The sequence below is a fragment of the Klebsiella sp. C360 genome, from assembly GCF_048822415.1.
Classification (GTDB): Bacteria; Pseudomonadota; Gammaproteobacteria; order Enterobacterales; family Enterobacteriaceae; genus Klebsiella; species Klebsiella quasipneumoniae.
Genome location: NZ_JBMEZZ010000001.1, coordinates 1,156,772 through 1,175,534, shown reverse-complemented (window position 1 = coordinate 1,175,534; position 18,763 = coordinate 1,156,772). Strand labels below are relative to the sequence as shown.

The 18,763-nt window shown below is 61.7% G+C and carries 16 protein-coding genes; 7 read left to right on the top strand and 9 right to left on the bottom strand.

The genetic code is table 11. From position 1 onward, the window contains the following. Positions 1-223: 223 nt before the first annotated feature. Genes ACOI7D_RS05825 through ACOI7D_RS05810 form a run of 4 tightly spaced genes read left to right on the top strand, consistent with a single transcriptional unit; the run spans position 224 to position 3,198 of the window. A complete protein-coding gene (locus tag ACOI7D_RS05825) occupies positions 224-1,075 on the top strand; it encodes a transporter substrate-binding domain-containing protein (RefSeq protein WP_022631237.1) in 852 nt (283 codons plus the stop codon). Between the two features lie 47 nt (positions 1,076-1,122). Next, on the top strand, positions 1,123-1,764 hold the full coding sequence (locus tag ACOI7D_RS05820; protein WP_002893187.1) for an amino acid ABC transporter permease: 642 nt from the start codon (positions 1,123-1,125) through the stop codon (positions 1,762-1,764). A 14-nt stretch (positions 1,765-1,778) separates the two neighbouring features. Continuing rightward, positions 1,779-2,444, top strand: a complete 666-nt coding sequence (locus ACOI7D_RS05815) for an amino acid ABC transporter permease (protein WP_048296980.1) — start codon at positions 1,779-1,781, stop codon at positions 2,442-2,444. Next, entirely contained in the window at positions 2,437-3,198 is a 762-nt protein-coding gene (locus tag ACOI7D_RS05810; RefSeq protein WP_032455037.1) for an amino acid ABC transporter ATP-binding protein, read from the top strand. Before ACOI7D_RS05815 ends, ACOI7D_RS05810 begins: the two co-directional genes overlap by 8 nt. 53 nt (positions 3,199-3,251) lie before the next feature. On the opposite strand, the gene ACOI7D_RS05805 is transcribed toward ACOI7D_RS05810, so the two are convergent. Further along, the gene (locus ACOI7D_RS05805) at positions 3,252-4,016 is read right to left on the bottom strand and encodes an SDR family NAD(P)-dependent oxidoreductase (protein WP_023288749.1); all 765 of its coding nucleotides are present in this window, start codon (positions 4,014-4,016) and stop codon (positions 3,252-3,254) included. A gap of 180 nt (positions 4,017-4,196) precedes the next feature. Between ACOI7D_RS05805 and ACOI7D_RS05800 the strand changes: the two genes are divergently transcribed. Further along, positions 4,197-5,534 (top strand): aspartate aminotransferase family protein, encoded by a 1,338-nt coding sequence (locus tag ACOI7D_RS05800; RefSeq protein WP_109546570.1) that lies wholly within the window; start codon positions 4,197-4,199, stop codon positions 5,532-5,534. Positions 5,535-6,698: 1,164 nt separating this feature from the next. Here the strand turns inward: ACOI7D_RS05800 and ACOI7D_RS05795 are convergent. The 5 genes from ACOI7D_RS05795 to ACOI7D_RS05775 form a co-directional block, all read right to left on the bottom strand. Next, on the bottom strand, positions 6,699-7,403 hold the full coding sequence (locus ACOI7D_RS05795; RefSeq protein ID WP_109546569.1) for an ABC transporter ATP-binding protein: 705 nt from the start codon (positions 7,401-7,403) through the stop codon (positions 6,699-6,701). Continuing rightward, the gene (locus ACOI7D_RS05790) at positions 7,390-8,226 is read right to left on the bottom strand and encodes an ABC transporter ATP-binding protein (RefSeq protein ID WP_023288752.1); all 837 of its coding nucleotides are present in this window, start codon (positions 8,224-8,226) and stop codon (positions 7,390-7,392) included. The genes ACOI7D_RS05795 and ACOI7D_RS05790 overlap by 14 nt, the downstream gene beginning before the upstream one ends. Then, complete coding sequence (locus ACOI7D_RS05785) at positions 8,219-9,052, bottom strand: ABC transporter permease (protein ID WP_032455042.1); 834 nt, start codon at positions 9,050-9,052, stop codon at positions 8,219-8,221. The genes ACOI7D_RS05790 and ACOI7D_RS05785 overlap by 8 nt, the downstream gene beginning before the upstream one ends. Continuing rightward, positions 9,052-10,074, bottom strand: coding sequence for an ABC transporter permease (locus tag ACOI7D_RS05780; protein WP_044521521.1), 1,023 nt, complete (start codon positions 10,072-10,074; stop codon positions 9,052-9,054). Before ACOI7D_RS05780 ends, ACOI7D_RS05785 begins: the two co-directional genes overlap by 1 nt. 120 nt (positions 10,075-10,194) lie before the next feature. Continuing rightward, positions 10,195-11,763, bottom strand: coding sequence for an ABC transporter substrate-binding protein (locus ACOI7D_RS05775; protein WP_032455044.1), 1,569 nt, complete (start codon positions 11,761-11,763; stop codon positions 10,195-10,197). 205 nt (positions 11,764-11,968) lie between these two features. On the opposite strand from ACOI7D_RS05775, the gene ACOI7D_RS05770 reads away from it, so the two are divergent. After that, positions 11,969-12,664, top strand: coding sequence for a GNAT family N-acetyltransferase (locus tag ACOI7D_RS05770; protein WP_032455045.1), 696 nt, complete (start codon positions 11,969-11,971; stop codon positions 12,662-12,664). Positions 12,665-12,804: 140 nt separating this feature from the next. Here the strand turns inward: ACOI7D_RS05770 and betA are convergent, their stop codons facing one another. The 3 genes from betA to betI are packed head-to-tail and all read right to left on the bottom strand — an operon-like array spanning position 12,805 to position 16,556. Beyond that, the gene (gene betA, locus ACOI7D_RS05765; protein WP_109546568.1) at positions 12,805-14,469 is read right to left on the bottom strand and encodes a choline dehydrogenase; all 1,665 of its coding nucleotides are present in this window, start codon (positions 14,467-14,469) and stop codon (positions 12,805-12,807) included. Between the two features lie 13 nt (positions 14,470-14,482). Beyond that, on the bottom strand, positions 14,483-15,955 hold the full coding sequence (gene betB, locus ACOI7D_RS05760; RefSeq protein ID WP_109546567.1) for a betaine-aldehyde dehydrogenase: 1,473 nt from the start codon (positions 15,953-15,955) through the stop codon (positions 14,483-14,485). A 13-nt stretch (positions 15,956-15,968) separates the two neighbouring features. Next, positions 15,969-16,556, bottom strand: a complete 588-nt coding sequence (gene betI, locus ACOI7D_RS05755; protein WP_064155084.1) for a transcriptional regulator BetI — start codon at positions 16,554-16,556, stop codon at positions 15,969-15,971. A gap of 128 nt (positions 16,557-16,684) precedes the next feature. Between betI and betT the strand changes: the two genes are divergently transcribed. Further along, positions 16,685-18,718 carry a choline BCCT transporter BetT gene (gene betT, locus ACOI7D_RS05750; RefSeq protein ID WP_023288760.1) on the top strand — a complete coding sequence of 678 codons (2,034 nt, stop codon included), beginning with the start codon at positions 16,685-16,687 and terminating at the stop codon, positions 18,716-18,718. Positions 18,719-18,763: the final 45 nt, after the last annotated feature.

The window sequence follows — 18,763 nt, the reverse complement described above, 5'->3', positions numbered from 1 at the left end:
ATAACGCATCGCGACCACCCCATAAGCTCAGCAAATTCCATACCACCCTTCCGCCATCTGACACAGCGATGCGGCCCATCTGGCTCTATACGGAATTGCAAAACGCTCCCACATTAAAAACGCATTCAGCCGCCGCGGACCGGAACCTCCCGGCCTCTATTTTGCATAAACCTTTTCGCGTTCTGGAATGAACCCGTCTGGCCCATCCATCAGGGGTGAAATAATGAAAAAATCATTGGCATCAATGTGTCTGAGCGCTGTATTAACGGTTGCTTTTTCTTATCACGCCGTCGCGGCCGATCTGCCGGAAATAGAAAAATCCGGCACCCTGAAAGTGGCGACGGAAGATGATTATGCGCCATTTAACTTTATGAATAATGGTCAGGCCGATGGCTTTAACAAAGATATGCTTGAGGAGTTACGTAAATACGCCAAATTTCATGTCGACCAGAGCATATTACCGTGGACCGGATTATTAGCGGCGGTTTCCACCGGACAATACGATATGGCCTTGACCGGGGCGGTTATTACCGATGAGCGGCTGAAGGTCTTTGATTTCACCCCGCCGTGGGCCTCCGCGCAGCACTATTTCGTCAAACGCGCTGGCGATACCTCGCTAAACACCATTGCCGATCTCAGCGGCAAAAAAGTGGGCGTGCAGGCGGGCAGCGCGCTGCTGGCGCGTTTGCCGGAGCTGAAGGCGATGCTGGAGAAGACCGGCGGCAAGCTGGGGCCGGTGGTGGAGTACCCCTCCTATCCGGAAGCCTACGCCGACCTGGCGAATAAGCGGCTGGATTACGTGATTAACGTGGTGATCTCGGTGAACGACCTGGCGAAAGCCAAACCGAAGGTCTTCGCCAAAGGGCTGGCCGTCTCCGGACCGGGCTATATGGCGTGGCCGATCCCGAAAAACTCGCCGCAGCTGCTGGCCTATATGACCAAGTTTATGAACCACATGAAGGAGACCGGCAAGCTCGCCGAGCTGCAGAAAAAGTGGTTTGGCGAAACCTATGACAACCTGCCTACCGAGGCGATCACCAGCCCGGAACAGTTTCATAAGCTTGCCGGTCTGTAATGTTCCGCGGCGGGCGACCGCCGCCTGTTGCTGAGAAGGAGGGCCTCATGGATGCAATTTCCTGGCAGTTATTAATCGAAGGCGCATGGACGACCCTCTGGATTTCGGCCATCGCTATCGCCTTCGGGGTGGTGGCGGGGCTGCTGATCGCCCTGGTGCGGATGCTGCGCCTGCCGGTTATCGACCAGCTGCTGGTGGTCTATATCAGCCTGGCCCGCGCGACGCCGCTGGTGACGCTGGTGCTGTTTCTGTTCCTTTCCCTGCCCACGATGGGCATTAACCTCGACAAGAACGTGGCCGCCATCGTGGCGCTGACGCTTAACACCTCGGCGTTTAACGCTGAGATCTGGCGCAACGCCTTCCGCACCTTTCCGCGCGAACAGCGGGAGGCGGCGGAATCGGTGGGAATGCGCCGCTGGACCTACTTCCGCTACATCATGCTGCCGCAGATGTGGATCGAGAGCCTGCCGGCGCTGGTCAATGAGATGTCGTTTTTGATCAAAGGTAGCCCGGCGATCGCCGTGATCGGCGTGGTGGATCTCACCCGGGTGACCAACCGTATCTCCTCGGTCACCTACGAGCCGCTGTCGCCGATCCTCGCCGCCGGCCTGCTGTATGTGGCGATCATCGGCTGTTTATTGAAGCTGCAGGGGATCGCGGAACGGAAAGCCAGGCGCCTGGCGCGCTAGCAACGGGAGGTATTATGAATCAGTGGGGCGTTATCTGGTCGGTTCGCGATAGCTTTATTGCCGGGCTATTCGCGACCCTCGAACTGTTTATTACCGCCGCCCTCGCGGCCCTTATTATCGGTATTGCGCTGTGTTATTTTAGCGAATATCAAAAGAAAGTCCTTAACCGGGTTATCATTGGTTTCGTCAGCCTGATGCGCGCGATCCCTTTTTTGATCCTCGCCTATCTGCTGTATTACGGACTGCCGCAGCTCGGTATTAGCATGGAGCCGTGGACCGCCGGTTTACTGGCCCTGATTATTTATCATGGCGCCTATTTTTTTGAAATATTGCGCAGTCAGCGGCGGGTATTTTCCGGCGGGTATATTGAAGCCGCCATTGCTCAGGGCTTTTCTCGCTATGCCATTTTTCGGCGGATTATTTTACCCAATATCGTCTCTTCCGCCTTACCGCTGATCGGCAATCAGCTGATTATCTGCCTGAAGGACACCGCTTTCCTGAGCATTATTACCGTTCAGGAGATCACCGCCGCCGCCAACAGCGTCCAGGCGACCTATTTTATTCCGTTTAACGCCTTTATCGTCGCCATTGGGCTTTACTGGGCGATCAGCATTCTGCTGGAGCTGCTGATTAAGCGCCTGACCGCCTGGGGAGCCAAAAGAGGAATGAGCCATGCCTGAGTCTATTGCCGTAAGCGTCAAAAACGTCTCCAAGCAGTTCGATAATGTGGAAGTCCTGCGGGATATTAACCTGACGGTGGAGAAGGGGACCGTGGTGAGTATTCTCGGCTCGTCCGGGTCGGGAAAATCCACCCTGCTGCGCTGTATGAACTGGCTGGAACAGCCGGACCGCGGCGAAATTCATATCGGCGGTCAGCGGCTGGGGATTGATGAGCAGCGCGGCCGGGCAATGTCGCACCGCCAGCTGGCGAAAATCCGCGAACGGGTGGGGATGGTGTTTCAGAGTTTTAACCTGTGGCCGCACCTGACCGTGCAGCAGAACGTCAGCGAGGCGCTGCTGCGCGTTAAGGGCATGAAACGAGACGAGGCGCAGGCCATGGCCATGCAGCAGCTGGAGAAAGTCGGCATGGCGCACAAAGCCGATGTCTACCCGATCACCCTCTCCGGCGGGCAGAAGCAGCGGGTGGCGATCGCCCGTTCGCTGGCGATGTCGCCGGAAGTTATCCTCTTTGACGAACCGACATCGGCGCTGGATCCGGAGCTGGTGAACGAGGTGTTAGGGGTGATGAAAGCCCTTGCCGCCGAGGGCTACACCATGGTGGTGGTGACCCACGAGATGGATTTTGCCCGCCAGGTGTCCAATGAGGTGGTGTTTCTGGAGAAGGGGCTGCTGATTGAGAAGGCGCCGCCGGAGAAGTTTTTCACGCAACCTGACTCCGAACGCGTCAGGCAGTTTCTGCAAAGCAGCCGCTAGACCGGCCTGTGCCCCCTGCCGGCAGCGCCGGCAGGGGGAGCGTCGGGTTTCGCTTAATCCCGGTCGATGGCGAACGGCTGCCACGCCTGGCGCACCGGCATCACCTCCACCCGGTTAATGTTCATATGCGCCGGCAGCGTGGCGATATAAAACATCTGCTCGGCGATATCGCGCGCGCTCAGCGGCGTGGTGCCGCGATAGAGCTTATCCGATGCCGCCTGGTCGCCCTTAGTGCGCACCAGGGTAAATTCGGTCTCGGCAATCCCCGGCGCCAGATCGGTGACCCGCACGCCGGTGCCAAGCAGATCGCAGCGCAGGTTATAGCTGAACTGTTTTACAAAGGCCTTGCTGGCGCCATAGACATGGCTGCCGGGATAGGGCCACTGCCCGGCGATCGAGCCGATATTGATAATGCTTGCCCCGGCGCCATGGCGGATCAGCGTCGGCAGCAGAGCGTGGGTCATCGTCACCAGACCGGTGACGTTGGTGTCGATCATCGTTTTCCAGTCCTCCAGCGCCACCTCCTGCGCCGGCAGCGGCGACAGCGCCAGCCCGGCGTTGTTGATCAGGGTGGTGATATCGGCGAAATCGGCGGGCAGCGACGCCACCGCCGCAGCCACCGCCTCGCTGTCGCGAACGTCAAGCTCAATAATATGCACCGGCACCTGGGCGGCGAGTCTGTCCTGCAAGGCCTTCAGTCGCGGATAGCGGCGCCCGCTCAACACCAGCGACCAGCCCGCATCGGCAAACACCTGCGCTGCCGCTTCGCCAAAACCCGAGGTCGCCCCGGTGATAAACACTACGTTGCTCGTTGCCATCTCATTCTCCTGTGCGGTTGTCCCTTCACTATAAAAACGCCGGACGGCAAGGCACAGGGCCAGACGACGGGCGGGGATGTGACACCGTGTCACATCGTTTTGCGCACACTGGCTCTATCCCATTTGCGCGGCCGCGGCCAATGATGAAGTCAACCACTACGACATGAGAGAGGGCAGGGTATGAAGCTGGCAATTCACAACGAGGTCGCGGTAAGCAATGACGAAGTTCGGCAATTGGATCGCGCCTATGTGTTTCATTCATGGTCGATGCAGGGCAATCTCAACCCGCTGGTCATCGCCGGGGCGAAAGGCTGCGAGCTATGGGATTATGAGGGGAACACCTGGCTCGACTTCAGCAGCCAGCTGGTGAACGTCAACATTGGCTATCAACATCCCCGGGTGCTGGCGGCCATGAAGGCGCAGCTGGAGACCCTGGTCACCATCGCGCCCGCTACCGCCAACCTTGCCCGCGGCGAAGCGGCGAAGCGCATCGTCGACCTGGCGCCGGCGGGCTTCAGCAAGGTATTTTTCACCAACGCCGGGGCGGATGCCAATGAGAACGCGATTCGCATGGCGCGGCTGTATACCGGACGCGACAAGGTGCTGTCGGCCTATCGCTCCTACCATGGCAACACCGGCAGCGCGATCGCCGCCACCGGCGACTGGCGCCGGGTGCCGAATGAGTTTTCCCGCGGCCATGTGCATTTCTTCAATCCTTACCTTTACCGCAGCGAGTTCAACGCCGCGACCGAGGAGGAGGAGTGCCAGCGCGCGCTGGCCCATCTGCGGCGGATCATTGAATGCGAGGGGCCGACGGCTATCGCGGCGATCCTGCTGGAGTCCATCCCCGGCACCGCCGGGATCCTCGTGCCGCCGGCAGGCTATATGCAGGGCGTGCGCGCGCTGGCCGACGAGTTTGGCATCGTGCTGATCCTCGATGAGGTGATGGCCGGCTTTGGTCGTACCGGCAGCTGGTTCGCCTTTGAACAGGATGGCGTGGTGCCGGATCTGGTGACCTTTGCCAAGGGGGTTAACGCCGGCTACGTGCCGGCGGGCGGGGTGCTGATTAGCGAGCCGATTGCCCGCTATTTTGACGATCACTTCTTTGCCGGGGGGCTGACCTACTCCGGCCATCCGCTGGCGATGGCGGCGATTGTCGCCACCATCGACGCGATGAAAGAGGAGAAGGTGGTTGAGAACGCGGCCTATATCGGCAACGAGGTGCTGCGCCCCGGTCTCGAGGCGCTGGCGGAGAAGCACGCCATTATCGGCGAGGTGCGCGGTCGCGGCCTGTTCCAGGCACTGGAGCTGGTGAGCAGCCGCGAACAAAAAACGCCGTTGACCGCCGCCGACATGGCCGCGATCAAAGGGGCCCTGACCGAAGCCGGGCTGCTGGCCTTTGTGGTGGAGAACCGCATTCATGTGGTACCGCCGTGCACCATTACTGCTGAGCGGGTGGCGCAAGGGCTGGCGATTTTTGATGCGGTCTTCGCCCGCTTTGCCAGCCTGGCGAAGTAGGGGAGGGTAGCGGAAGCGACCGCCGGACGGTTCCCTTTCCCTCCGGGAGAGGGCCAGGGTGAGGGGAAGGGCTGCCGTGTGGTTTTTTATGTTATCTGTGGCTTCAGCGTAGTTTGCGCTCCCGGCTAATCGTCTGCGTTATGTCAATTCCGGGCAGATTGCGCTCCCGATATGTCTTCTGCGTTATGTCAATCATGGCGCAGGGAGCGCACAGGGGGCGGCCAGTCGCCGCCGCCCCCTGTACCCCCGGCCTGCCGGGAACGTCTCAGCGATTTTGAGGCCGCCAGCACCGGCAGTTTCAGCAACAATTGTGAATAAATTAACGACAGGTCGTAAGAACGTAGGCCGGGTAAGGCGCAGCCGCCACCCGGCAACACCACGGGTACCGTGCCTGATTATTCCCGGTGGCGCTGCGCTTGCACGGGCCTACGGGGTGTGAACCTGTGAGTGGATCCTCCAGGCCGGGTAAGACGCAGCCGCCACCCGGCGAAATCAAGGATACCGTGCCTGATATCTTGCCCGGCGGCGCTGCGCTTGCACGGGCCTACGGGGTGTGAGCCTGTGAGTGGATCCTCCAGGCCGGGTAAGGCGCAGCCGCCACCCGGCATAAAAGCGGCTCCGTGCCTGCTGTCATCGCCCGGTGGCGCTGCGCTTGCACGGGCCTACGGGGTATGAGCCTGTGAGAGGACCCCGTAGGCCGGGTAAGGCGCAGCCGCCACCCGGCAAAATAACGGCACAACCGGAAATGTCCTTGTTCGCACTGCGCCTGGCAGGGCTACAACTTCTATGTTAATTCCGGGCAGATTGCGCTCCCGGTTAGTCTTCTGCGTTATGTCCCTTATGGCGCAGGGAGCGCACAGGGGGCGGCCAGTCGCCGCCGCCCCCTGCACCCCCGGGCTCCGGCCAGCAAAATCGCCGCTGCGCGGTGCCTTCGACTTATCCCGGCAGGCTTCGGGTCGGGCCGAGGCAGCGTCCGTGCAAAACACGGCCCGCAGCCCGCATCCATGCGGGCTGCCCCGGCCTTCCGGGAACGTATCAGCGATTTTGAGGCCGCCAGCACCGGCAGTTTCAGCAAGGCTGGTGAATAAATGAACGACAGGCCGCACGGACCCCAGGTCGGGTAAGCGAAGCGCCACTGACAAAACGACGGCTACTCCGCTGACCTCACTTCATCCGGTGTTCCCCGTTGAGCAGCGCTTCGCGATCGAAAAAGCGCTGGATCACACCCTCCGCCATAAACGCCGCCCGATCGGACATATGGGCGATGACATCGGCATCGTGGCTGACCAGCAGATAGGTCATGCCGTGCTCCTGTTTCAGGCGATTAAGCAGATTGAGGATTTCCGCCTGCACCGACATATCCAGCGCCGAGGTCGGCTCATCCAGCAGCAGGATCTGCGGACGCAGCAGCAGGGCACGGGCAATGGCCACGCGCTGCCGTTGACCGCCGGAGAGCTGGTGCGGATAGCGGCGTGCGGCGTCGGCGGCCAGACCCACCTGCTCAAGGGCGGCGGTCACCCGCGGGGCAACGTCGCGGATGCCGTGGATCTGCAGCGGCTCCGCCAGGGTGCGCCACAGGGTATGGTTGGGATGCAGCGAAGCATACGGATCCTGAAACACCATCTGCACGTTGCGTCGCAGCTCGCCCTGAAAGCGGGCGCCCGGCGCGATGGCCTGGCCCAACAGCGCCATGCTGCCGCGCCATTCGCGCTGTAATCCGGCGAGCACGCGCAAAATCGTCGATTTGCCGCAGCCCGAGGCGCCGATCAGGCTGAAGGTTTCCCCGGCGTCGACACGGAAACTGGCGGCGGAAACCGCCGTCTTTGCGCCGAATGTTACCTGTAGATCCTTAAGATTAACGATCGCCATGGGTCGTCTCCGTAAAGTCCTGGGTTCTGTCGAGGGTCGGCAGCATCTGACCGTAGGTTTGCGCATTTGGCCGGCAGGTCCACAGGGTGCGGGTATAAGGGTGCGTCGCGGTCGGCAGCGCCCGCGCCGGCATCTCATCGACCTGTCTCCCCTGGTACATCACCAGCACGCGATCGCAATGCGCGGCCACCAGCGGTAGATCGTGGCTGATCAGTAACATGGCCATCTGCCGCTGCGCGCACTGCTCCACCAGCAGCTCGAGGATCTGGTTGCGCAGGCGGGCGTCAAGGGCCGAGGTCGGCTCGTCGGCTATCAGCACCCTCGGGTTATTGAGCAGCGCGAGGGCGATCATCACCCGCTGCCCCATCCCGCCGGAGAGCTCGCCGGGATAGCGGCTGAGGACCGGGAGATCCAGACCGACGGCGGCGATGGCGTCTTTGACCGCCTCGGCGCGAGCGCGGCGGCGGAGACGCTGATGCAGGGTTAACGCCTCCTCCAGCTGCGTCTGAATGGACTGCACCGGATTCAGCGCATAGCGCGGATCCTGCAGCACCATGGCGATATCGTTGCCGCGCAGTTCGCGCCAGCCGCGGGCGCTGAGGGTCAGCACATCGCGCCCCAGCACCTCCAGCCGTTCGGCACTCACCACCCCGGGCTTGCGCACCAGGCCCATCAGCGCCCGGGCGGTCATCGATTTGCCGGAGCCGGATTCGCCCACCAGCGCCAGCCGCTCGTTGCCGAGGGTGAAGCTGACGTTGTCCACCACCCGGGCGGTGGGGTAGTCGACGGCGAGTCCCTGGACGGTCAGTCGGATGTCAGTCATGTTGCGGCTCCAGAATATCGCGCAGGCCATCGCCCAGCAGGTTAAACGCCAGGCTGGCGAGCAGGATCGCCGCGCCGGGGATGGCGGCGATCCACCACTGATCGAAAATCACCTGCATCCCGTCGGCAATCATCGCTCCCCACTCCGCCATCGGCGGGCGGGCGCCCAGGCCGAGAAAGCCGAGCCCGGCGGCGGCGAGGATAATGCCCGCCAGATCGAGCGCCAGCCGGACAATCGCCGACGGCAGACACAGCGGCAGAATATGGCCGACCAGCAGCCGCCAGCCGCGGATGCCCAGCATCTCCGCCGCGGCGAGGTAATCGCTATGGCGCAGGCGCTGAATTTCGCTGCGCGCCTGCCGGGCGTAGGCCGGCCAGGTAGTCAGGGCTAACGCCAGCGCGCCGTTGACCAGCCCCGGGCCGAGCATCGCCACGAACGCGAAGGCGAGGATCAGCCGCGGCATCGACATCACCACGTCGGTAAAGCGCATCAGTATCCGCTCCAGCCACCCGCCATAGTAGCCGGAGAGAATACCCACCAGCAGACCGACGGGCAGGGTAATGGCGGTCACCAGCGCGACCAGACCCAGCGCCGGACGGGCGCCGTAGAGCAGGCGCGACAGCAGATCGCGGCCGTAGCTGTCGGTGCCGAGCCAGTGCCCCGCGCCCGGCCCCTGCAGACGGGCGGCGGCATCCTGCCAGTTGGGATCGTGCGGCGCCAGCCACGGGGCGAACAGCGCGGTCAGCACCAACAGGATCACCAGGGTCAGACCGCAGAAGGCGGCGGGTGAGCGGCGCAGACGGCGTAAAAACAGATAAGTCGGCATCAGCGCACCCTCGGGTCGGTTAACCGCACCAGCAGGTCGGTCAGGTTATTGATCAGCACAAAACTCACGCCGATCAGCAGCGTGCCGCCCATGATCGCCGTGGTATCTCCGGCGAACAGCGCGGTGGTGAGGTAGCGGCCGATCCCCGGCCATGAGAAGACGGTTTCGGTGAGCACCGCCCCTTCGAGCATTGAGGTCCAGGCGAGGGCGGTCACCGTCAGCAGGGTGCCGCGGATATTGGGCAGAACGTGACGCAGCAGAATCGTCATCTCACCGGCCCCTTTGGCCCGCGCCAGCAGAATGTACTCTTTGTTCATTTCACTGAGACAGGCGGAGCGGGTCAGACGGGTGATGCTGGCCAGCGAGTAATAGGCCAGCACCAGCCCCGGCAGCAGCAGATGGCCGATAGCATTTTTGAAAGCCGCTGTATCGCCGGAGAGCCAGGTGTCGATCAGCGCAAAACCGCTGCGCGGCTCGACGGTGTACTGATAAATATCGTCGAGACGACCCGGGCCCGGCGCCCACTGCAGCCGGGCGTAGAACAGGGCCAGCATCAGCAGGCCGAGCCAGAATATCGGCACCGAGTTGCCCAACAGGGTAAAGGTGCGCACCGCCAGATCCCACGGCGAACCGGCGTAACGGGCGCACAGCACCCCGGCGACGATGCCCAGTACCGCGCCGACGATCAGCGCCAGGGTCGCCAGCTCAAGGGTCGCCGGGAAGACCGCCAGCAGATCGTGGAGCACCGGCTGGCCGGTGGCGCTGGCGATACCGAGATCGCCATGGGCCAGGTTGACCAGATAGTGCCAGAACTGCACCGGCAGCGGCTGGTCGAGACCCAGCTGATGGCGAACCTGATCATAGGTCGACTGGCTGGCATGGTCGCCGACGATCTGCAGTACGCGGTCGACCGGCGACAGCGCGGAGAGCGAGAAGGTGACCAGCAGCAGCCCGAACAGCGTCAGCAGCAGGGTCAACAGCCCCTGCAGCAGGCGGGTAAGATGAGTGGAAAACGATGGCATGGAAAATGGAAATTCCTGGTATATCAACATGGTTCCCGGCGGCGCGACGTCCACCGGGTCCGGGTGGAGAAACGGTCATCCGGGCAGGGCGAGACCGCCGTGCCCGGTAACATAACCCGCTTACTTGGTCACGTTATCGTACCAGACCATGTCGGCGTTCAGCCCCTGCTGATAGCCCTTCACGTTATCGCGCACCACGATCTGGGTTTTCCCCTGGTCAATAAAGACGTATGGCGAATGCTGCAGCAGGGTTTCCTGCATCGTTTTGTACAGGTCGAGGCGTTTCGCCGGGTCCGGCTCCGCCACCGCGGCGAGGGTGGCTTTATTCAGCTCAGGGATCTGCCAGCCGTTGAGCCCGGCCACGGTGCTGGATTTACCATCGTTCCACGCGAAGGCGCTGGCGTTAGAGTGGGCATCAAAGTAGTCGGGGATCCACAGGCGGATCGCCGCCTGATGCTGCTTCGCGCGCACCCGGGCATAGACCTGGCTGCCGGCGGCCGGCAGGAGATCCACCTTCACCCCGCCCTGGGCAAAGCTGGCCTGCAGCGACTGGGCGATGGTGATAAACGGCGGTTTGTTCTCCACGTCGAGGGTGAAGTGCGCATCCTTAATGCCCGCTTTATCAAGGATAGCCTTAGCTTTTTGCGGGTCGAAGGCGAATGGATTGGTCTCCAGCGCCCCCGGCAGGCCGGCCGGCAGGAAGCTTTGGTGAATAAAGTACTGGCCTTTCAGCAGATTTTTGGTGATGCCCTCATAATCGACCAGCCAGCGCGCCGCCTCCCAGAAGGCCGGATTATTGAGCAGCGGGTTGGCGCTGTTGGCGGTATTAAACACCAGATAGTTCTGCTCGGCGGACGGGATGCTCAGCACCTTCACGCCGGGTTTATCCTGCAGGGCGGCAATCTGGTCAGCGCCGAGATCGCGCGCCACGTCGGCATCCCCCTGCTGGATCAGCAGGCGGCGGGAAGCCGGGTCGGGGACGTTTTTAATAATGATGCTCTTGATCTTCGGCGCGCCGGTGGGGGAGCTGGCGTTGGCTTCCAGCACGATGGCCTGATGCGGCTGGTAGACGCGCATTTTATAGGCGCCGCTGCCCGCCGAGTGCATCTTCAGCCAGTCGTTGCCGAAGTCGTTATTTTTCGCGTTCGGCGCCACCTGTTTTTCATCAACGATGGAGGCGATGGGGGTGGAGAGTATATTCAGCGCCACCGCCGGGCTGACGTCGGCAGTCCAGTGCAGCGTCAGGGTATGGTCGTCAACCTTTTTCAGCTGGCTGGCGATGTTGTCCGGCTGCCAGCCGAGCACGTTGAGAATAAACGCCGGCGATTTATTCAGCGTCACCGCGCGGGTGTAAGAGAAAATCACATCTTCCGGGCGCAGCGGATTACCGGAGGCGAATTTGGCATCCGGCTTCAGTTTGATGGTCAGGGTTTTCGCCGCCGGGTCGGCCTGCCAGCTTTCGGCGAGGATCGGTACGATTTTTTCAGGGTTGTTGCGGTCCGGCTGTACCAGACGCTGGTAGAGGCTGGGCACCGTCTGAATGCTGGAGAGTTCGTTCGCTTCCGCCGGGTCGAGACTGACGATATCGTCGAGACCCTGGGCGACCACCAGCGTGTTGGGCGGCGTGGCGGCATGCGCGGCGGCGGAGAGCGCCGTCAGTACCAGTAAAGGCAACAGTTTCTTGGTCATATGCAATCCCTGAAAAATGGTTATTTTAATTTTTTATGCTTCGCTACGTTAGGCCGCTTGCCAAAAGGCGTAAAGTCAAAATAAGGATATCCTTATGCTAAAAACGCATAATCAAGAACGACAGGTTATTGCCAGGCGTGCAGAAGCGCCTTTCTCGGCTGCTGGCTTCTTGCTATAACGCATTGTCTATTGCGAGGAGGTGGGTGTGCCGGAAATCAATGAGTTTGGCCAGCAGGTGAACGATCTTGTCCCTGGCTGGCAGGGGGCGCGAGTCCTGCGGCGAACGGCGTTAAATGGCCGTTTTTGTCGACTGGAGCCGCTGGACGTTGACCGTCATGCGGCGGATCTGTTTGCCGCCTATGCGCTCGGCGACAACAGCGACTGGACGTGGCTGGCGTCTACGCGGCCGGAGAGCGTGGCGGCGACCGCCCACTGGATCGCGGGCAAGGTGAATGATGATGCCCTGGTGCCGTACGCGGTGATTGACCTGCGTAGCGAGCAGGCGGTGGGTATCGTCAGCTATATGGCGATCGAACGGGAAATGGGCACGGTTGAGATCGGCCATGTCACCTGGTCGCGACGGATGAAAAACACCCCGCTGGGTACCGAAGCGGTCTGGCTGTTGCTGAAGAACGGCTTTGACCACGGCTACCGTCGGCTGGAGTGGAAATGCGATTCGATGAATGTCGCCTCGCGCCGGGCCGCCGAGCGGCTGGGCTTTAGCTGGGAAGGGCGCCTGCGGCAGAGGCTGGTGCGCAAAGGGCGGACGCGCGACAGCGATATGCTGTCCATCATCGATGGCGAGTGGCCTGCGCGCGATGCGGCGCTGCGGGCATGGCTGGCGGTGGAGAACTTTACTGCCGACGGGCAGCAGATCAAACGCCTGGAGGCGTTTCGCTAACATCAGAGGCTGTCCCGACCTTCCGGGAACGCCTCTGCGATTTTGACGCCGCCGATACCGGTAGCGTAAGTGGCTACATTAACCGCTGGCCGCCCGGATCGTAGGCCGGGCAAGGCATAGCCGCCATCCGGCCTAAACGATTAGCGGCGAACCGGCGCGTCGCCAGCGACATAATACGCCGCGGTGCTGCGCGGCAGCGGCTGGCGGCCGCGAATGGCGTCAGCCATCTTCTCGCCGATCATAATGGTGGTGGCGTTCAGGTTGCCGGTGATGATCTGCGGCATAATTGACGCATCGACCACCCGCACGCCTTCCAGACCGTGGACCCGGCCTTCGCCGTCGACCACCGCCATCTCGTCGTAACCCATCTTACAGGTCCCGCACGGGTGGAACGCGGTCTCGGCGTGGTTGCGCACAAACTCATCCAGCTCGGCATCGCTCTGGCAGTCAATACCCGGACTGATTTCGCGGCCGCGATACTTATCCAGCGCCGGCTGGTTCATGATCTCCCGGGTGATGCGAATGGCGTCGCGGAACTCCTGCCAGTCCTGCACATGGGACATATAGTTAAACAGGATCGCCGGATGGGCGTGCGGGTCGCGCGACTTCAGACGCACGTGGCCGCGGCTGGGGGAGCGCATCGAGCCGACGTGGCACTGGAAGCCGTGCTCTTTCACCGCGTTGGAGCCATTGTAGTTAATCGCCACCGGCAGGAAATGGTACTGAATGTTCGGCCAGGCGAACTCTGCGCGGCTGCGGATAAAACCGCCCGCTTCGAACTGGTTGCTGGCGCCGATCCCGGTGCCGCCGAACAGCCACTCGGCGCCGATCTTCGGCTGGTTCCACCACTGCAGCGCCGGGTAGAGCGACACCGGCTCTTTGCACTCGTACTGCAGGTACATCTCCAGATGGTCCTGCAGATTCTCACCCACGCCGGGGAGATCGTGCACCACCGGGATATCGAACTGCCTGAGCAGCTCGGGGTTGCCGACGCCGGAGCGCTGCAGGATCTGCGGCGAGGCAATCGCCCCGGCGCACAGCAGCACCTCTTTGTTGGCCGTCGCTTTTGACGGGATAGTGCTTTCCCCCTCCAGCCACTCGACGCCCACCGCGCGCTTGCCGGAAAAAATAATGTGATCGGTCAGCGCATGGGTGCGGATGGTCAGGTTGGGGCGACCGCGCGCCTGGTCGAGATAGCCGCGGGCGGTGCTGGCGCGACGGCCCTGCGGCGTCACGGTGCGGTCCATCGGACCAAAGCCTTCCTGTTGGTAGCCGTTGAGATCGTCGGTGCGCGGATACCCCGCCTGCACCCCGGCTTCAACCATCGCCTCGAAGAGCGGATTATTGCCCGGCTTCGGCGTGGTGACGCTCACCGGGCCATCGCCGCCGTGATAGTCGTTGGGCCCGATATCGCGGGTTTCCGCTTTCCGGTAGTAGGGCAGGCAGTCGAGATAGCTCCAGTGTTCCAGTCCCGGGGCGGCGGCCCAGTTATCGAGGTCCAGAGCGTTGCCGCGAATGTAGCACATGCCGTTAATCAGCGAGGAGCCGCCGAGCCCTTTGCCGCGCCCGCACTCCATGCGGCGGTGGTTCATATAGGGCTCCGGTTCGGTCTCGTAGGCCCAGTTGTAGCGTTTGCCCTGCAGCGGGTAAGCCAGCGCGGCGGGCATCTGGGTGCGAAAATCGAACCGGTAGTCCGGGCCGCCGGCCTCCAGCAGCAGGACGGTGGTGTTTGGATCTTCAGTCAGTCGTGTCGCCAGAACGTTGCCGGCGGAGCCGGCGCCAATAATGATGTAGTCAAATTGCAAAAAAACCTCCCGGTTAAAATATGGACTGGAATTTACCCATCTCAACCTGGATGGACTTCACCTGGGTGTAACTCTGCAGGGTCATCACGCCGTTCTCGCGGCCAATACCGGAGTGCTTATAACCGCCGACCGGCATCTCCGCCGGGGATTCCCCCCAGCTGTTGATCCAGCAGATGCCGGCTTCCAGCTGATGAATGGCGCCGTGGGCGCGGTTCAGGTCGGCAGTGACGATACCCGCCGCCAGACCGTAGTCGGTATCGTTGGCGCGGCGGATCGCTTCTTCTTCGGACGCGTAGGTGAGGATGGACATCACCGGGCCGAAGATCTCCTCGCGCACGATGGTCATCTCATCGGTGCAGTCGGTAAACACCGTCGGGGCCACCCATGCGCCGTTGTCAAAGCCTTCGCCCTTCAGCACGTCGCCGCCGCACAGCACGCGCGCGCCTTCTGCTTTGCCTTTGGCGATGTAGCGCAGCACATTGTCACGGTGCGGGAAGCTGACCAGCGGGCCAAAGTTGGTGGTTTCATCGAACAGATCGCCCGCGCGGATGCGGCCCACGCGCTCAACGATTTTCTGCTCAAACGCCGCCTTAACCTTCGCGGGGACGAACACGCGGGTGCCGTTGGTGCACACCTGGCCGGAGCTGAAGAAGTTGGCCATCATGGCGATGTCGGCCGCGAGATCGAGATCCGCATCGTCGAAAATAATCAGCGGCGATTTACCGCCCAGCTCCATGGTGACCTCTTTCAGCGATGAGGCTGCGGAGTTGGCCATCACCTTTTTGCCGCTGGCGACGCCGCCGGTAAAGGAGACTTTAGCGATGCCCGGATGTTCAGTCAGGTACTGGCCGGTCTCCGCACCCACGCCCGGCAGGACGTTAAACACCCCGTCCGGCAGGCCCGCTTCGCTGTAAATTTCCGCCAGCCTGAGGGCGGTGAGCGGGGTGACTTCGCTCGGTTTGAAAATCATTGCATTGCCGGCGGCCAGCGCTGGCGCCGATTTCCACAGGGCGATCTGGATCGGATAGTTCCATGCGCCGATCCCGGCCACCACACCCAGCGGTTCGCGGCGGGTGTAGACGAACGATGTCTCGCGCAGGGGGATCTGACTGCCTTCCAGCGCCGGGATCAGCCCCGCGTAATACTCCAGCACGTCGGCGCCGGTGACGATGTCCACGGTTGAGGTTTCGGAATACGCTTTACCGGTGTCGAGGGTTTCCAGCTTTGCCAGCTCGTCGTTCCGCTCGCGCAGGATATCGACGGCGCGACGCAGGATGCGCGAGCGTTCCATGGCGGTCATCGCCGCCCAGATTTTTTGCCCGCGCCGCGCGCTCTCAACGGCGCGGTCGACATCCTCGCGTCCGGCAGTCTGAACGGTCGCCAGCACCTCGCCAGTGGCAGGGTTGATGGTCTCGAAGGTGCGACCGCTGGTGGCCGATGTATAACCACCATTAATATAAAGCTGCTGTTCTGCCATTCGGGACATAACGCCTCCTCGGTTATGGGTTCGGTAAATGCTGACGAATAAAGTGGCTGGTCAGCGACTGCGCCAGCGTCTTATCCAGCGGTTTGCCGCTGAGCGCCGCCCGCAGCCACAGGCCGTCTATCAGCGCCGCCAGCCCGTAGCCGGCCTCCTGGGCCTGCTCGCGCGGCAGCTCGCGGCGGAACTCGTACACCAGGTTTGACAGCAGGCGGCGGCTGCTCACCTGCTGCAGGCGGTAGAGCATCGGCTGGTGCATGCTGCTGGCCCAGAAGGCCAGCCAGGCCTTCATCGCCGCGCTGCTGATCTGCGTCTCGTCAAAGTTGCCGCCGACTATCGCCTGCAGACGCTTTCCGGCGCTGCCGTCCGGCAGGGCGTGTAGACGGTTAAGCACCGCGTCGCGCAGCTGGCTGGTGATGTCGCGCATGGTTGCTTCCAGCAGACCATTTTTGTCTTTGAAATAGTGACTGATGATCCCCGTCGATACGCCCGCCCGCCGGGCGATCTGCGCGATGGTCGCGTCGTGCATTCCGACTTCATTTATTGCGTCCAGCGTGGCGTCGATCAGTTGCCTGCGCCGGATTGGCTGCATCCCCAGTTTGGGCATTTTTGCCACTCCATTCATCAGCGTTGGTTAACTATTAAAGCGGTTTTTGATTGGACGTTCAATATAAAATGTGTCTTAATTGTTACGTTATTGAATTTTAATAGTTACAAAAACAGTGGGGATACTGGATGACAGATCTTTCGCAAAACAGAGAAAAGGACAAAATCAATCCGGTGGTTTTTTATACCTCGGCCGGACTGATTTTGTTGTTTTCCCTGATGACGATCTTTTTTCGCGATTTTTCTGCCGAGTGGATTGGGCGCACCCTGGACTGGGTGTCGAAAACCTTCGGCTGGTACTATCTGCTGGCGGCGACGCTGTATATCGTCTTCGTCGTCTGCATTGCCTGTTCGCGCTTCGGCTCGGTGAAGCTCGGGCCGGAGCAGTCTAAGCCCGAGTTCAGCCTGCTGAGCTGGGCGGCGATGCTGTTCGCCGCCGGGATCGGCATCGACCTGATGTTCTTCTCGGTCGCCGAACCGGTGACGCAATATATGCAGCCGCCGGAAGGGGCGGGGCAGACCATCGAGGCGGCGCGCCAGGCGATGGTGTGGACGCTATTCCACTACGGACTCACCGGCTGGTCGATGTATGCCCTGATGGGCATGGCGCTGGGATACTTTAGCTATCGTTATAATTTGCCGCTCACCATCCGCTCGGCGCTCTATCCTATCTTCGGGAAAAAGATTAATGGCCCCATCGGCCACAGCGTCGATATCGCGGCGGTGATCGGCACCATCTTCGGCATCGCCACCACCCTCGGCATTGGCGTGGTGCAGCTCAACTACGGTCTGAGCGTGCTGTTCGATATTCCTGACTCGCTGGCGGCGAAGGCGGCCCTGATAGCGCTGTCGGTGATCATCGCCACCATCTCGGTCACCTCCGGGGTGGACAAGGGCATCCGCGTGCTCTCCGAGCTGAACGTCGCCCTCGCGCTGGGGCTGATCCTGTTCGTGCTGTTCATGGGCGATACCTCCTTCCTGCTCAATGCGTTAGTGCTGAACGTCGGCGACTACGTCAACCGCTTTATGGGCATGACGCTGAACAGCTTCGCCTTCGACCGCCCGGTGGAGTGGATGAACAACTGGACGCTCTTTTTCTGGGCGTGGTGGGTGGCCTGGTCGCCGTTCGTTGGCCTGTTCCTGGCGCGCATTTCGCGCGGGCGCACCATCCGCCAGTTTGTGATGGGCACCCTGATTATTCCGTTCACCTTTACCCTGCTGTGGCTGTCGGTGTTCGGCAACAGCGCGCTGTATGAGATCATCCACGGCGACGCGGCCTTTGCCGGGGAGGCGATGCTCCACCCGGAGCGCGGCTTCTACAGCCTGCTGGCGCAGTATCCGGCGTTTACCTTTAGCGCGTCGGTGGCGACCATTACCGGTCTGCTGTTCTACGTCACCTCTGCCGACTCCGGCGCGCTGGTGCTGGGAAACTTTACCTCGAAGCTGAAGGACATCAACAGCGACTCCCCGAACTGGCTGCGCATCTTCTGGTCGGTGGCTATCGGTCTGTTGACCCTCGGGATGCTGATGACCAACGGCATCTCGGCGCTGCAGAACACCACGGTGATCATGGGGCTGCCGTTCAGCTTTGTGATTTTCTTCGTGATGGCCGGACTGTATAAGTCCCTGAAGGTGGAAGATTACCGCCGGGTCAGCGCCAGCCGCGACACTGCCCCGCGCCCGCTCGGCCTGCAGGATCGGCTGAGCTGGAAGAAGCGCCTGTCGCGGCTGATGAATTACCCGGGCACGCGCTATACCAAACAGATGATGGAGACGGTGTGCTTCCCGGCGATGGAGGAGGTTGCCCAGGAGCTGCGGCTGCGCGGCGCCGCGGTGGAACTGAAGAGCCTGCCGCCGGAAGAGGGCGAGAACCTTGGTCACCTCGATCTGCTGGTGCACATGGGCGACGAGCAGAACTTTATCTACAAGATCTGGCCGCAGCAGTACTCGGTGCCGGGCTTTACCTATCGGGCGCGCAGCGGGAAATCCACCTATTACCGGCTGGAGACCTTCCTGCTGGAGGGCAGCCAGGGTAACGACCTGATGGACTACAGCAAAGAGCAGGTGATCACCGATATTCTCGACCAGTACGAGCGGCACCTGAACTTTATCCATCTGCACAGGGAAGCGCCGGGGAACAGCGTGATGTTCCCGGATGGCTAGTCAGGGGAGCCCCCGTCGGGGAAAGACTGACGGGGGCGACGGGCC

Bases quoted from the DNA above. Each gene is read 5' to 3' on its own strand.
- ACOI7D_RS05825 (WP_022631237.1), top strand. From the start codon at position 224: ATGAAAAAATCATTGGCATCAATGTGTCTGAGCGCTGTATTAACGGTT.
- ACOI7D_RS05820 (WP_002893187.1), top strand. From the start codon at position 1,123: ATGGATGCAATTTCCTGGCAGTTATTAATCGAAGGCGCATGGACGACC.
- ACOI7D_RS05815 (WP_048296980.1), top strand. From the start codon at position 1,779: ATGAATCAGTGGGGCGTTATCTGGTCGGTTCGCGATAGCTTTATTGCC.
- ACOI7D_RS05810 (WP_032455037.1), top strand. From the start codon at position 2,437: ATGCCTGAGTCTATTGCCGTAAGCGTCAAAAACGTCTCCAAGCAGTTC.
- ACOI7D_RS05805 (WP_023288749.1), bottom strand. From the start codon at position 4,016: ATGGCAACGAGCAACGTAGTGTTTATCACCGGGGCGACCTCGGGTTTT.
- ACOI7D_RS05800 (WP_109546570.1), top strand. From the start codon at position 4,197: ATGAAGCTGGCAATTCACAACGAGGTCGCGGTAAGCAATGACGAAGTT.
- ACOI7D_RS05795 (WP_109546569.1), bottom strand. From the start codon at position 7,403: ATGGCGATCGTTAATCTTAAGGATCTACAGGTAACATTCGGCGCAAAG.
- ACOI7D_RS05790 (WP_023288752.1), bottom strand. From the start codon at position 8,226: ATGACTGACATCCGACTGACCGTCCAGGGACTCGCCGTCGACTACCCC.
- ACOI7D_RS05785 (WP_032455042.1), bottom strand. From the start codon at position 9,052: ATGCCGACTTATCTGTTTTTACGCCGTCTGCGCCGCTCACCCGCCGCC.
- ACOI7D_RS05780 (WP_044521521.1), bottom strand. From the start codon at position 10,074: ATGCCATCGTTTTCCACTCATCTTACCCGCCTGCTGCAGGGGCTGTTG.
- ACOI7D_RS05775 (WP_032455044.1), bottom strand. From the start codon at position 11,763: ATGACCAAGAAACTGTTGCCTTTACTGGTACTGACGGCGCTCTCCGCC.
- betB (WP_109546567.1), bottom strand. From the start codon at position 15,955: ATGTCCCGAATGGCAGAACAGCAGCTTTATATTAATGGTGGTTATACA.
- betI (WP_064155084.1), bottom strand. From the start codon at position 16,556: ATGCCCAAACTGGGGATGCAGCCAATCCGGCGCAGGCAACTGATCGAC.
- betT (WP_023288760.1), top strand. From the start codon at position 16,685: ATGACAGATCTTTCGCAAAACAGAGAAAAGGACAAAATCAATCCGGTG.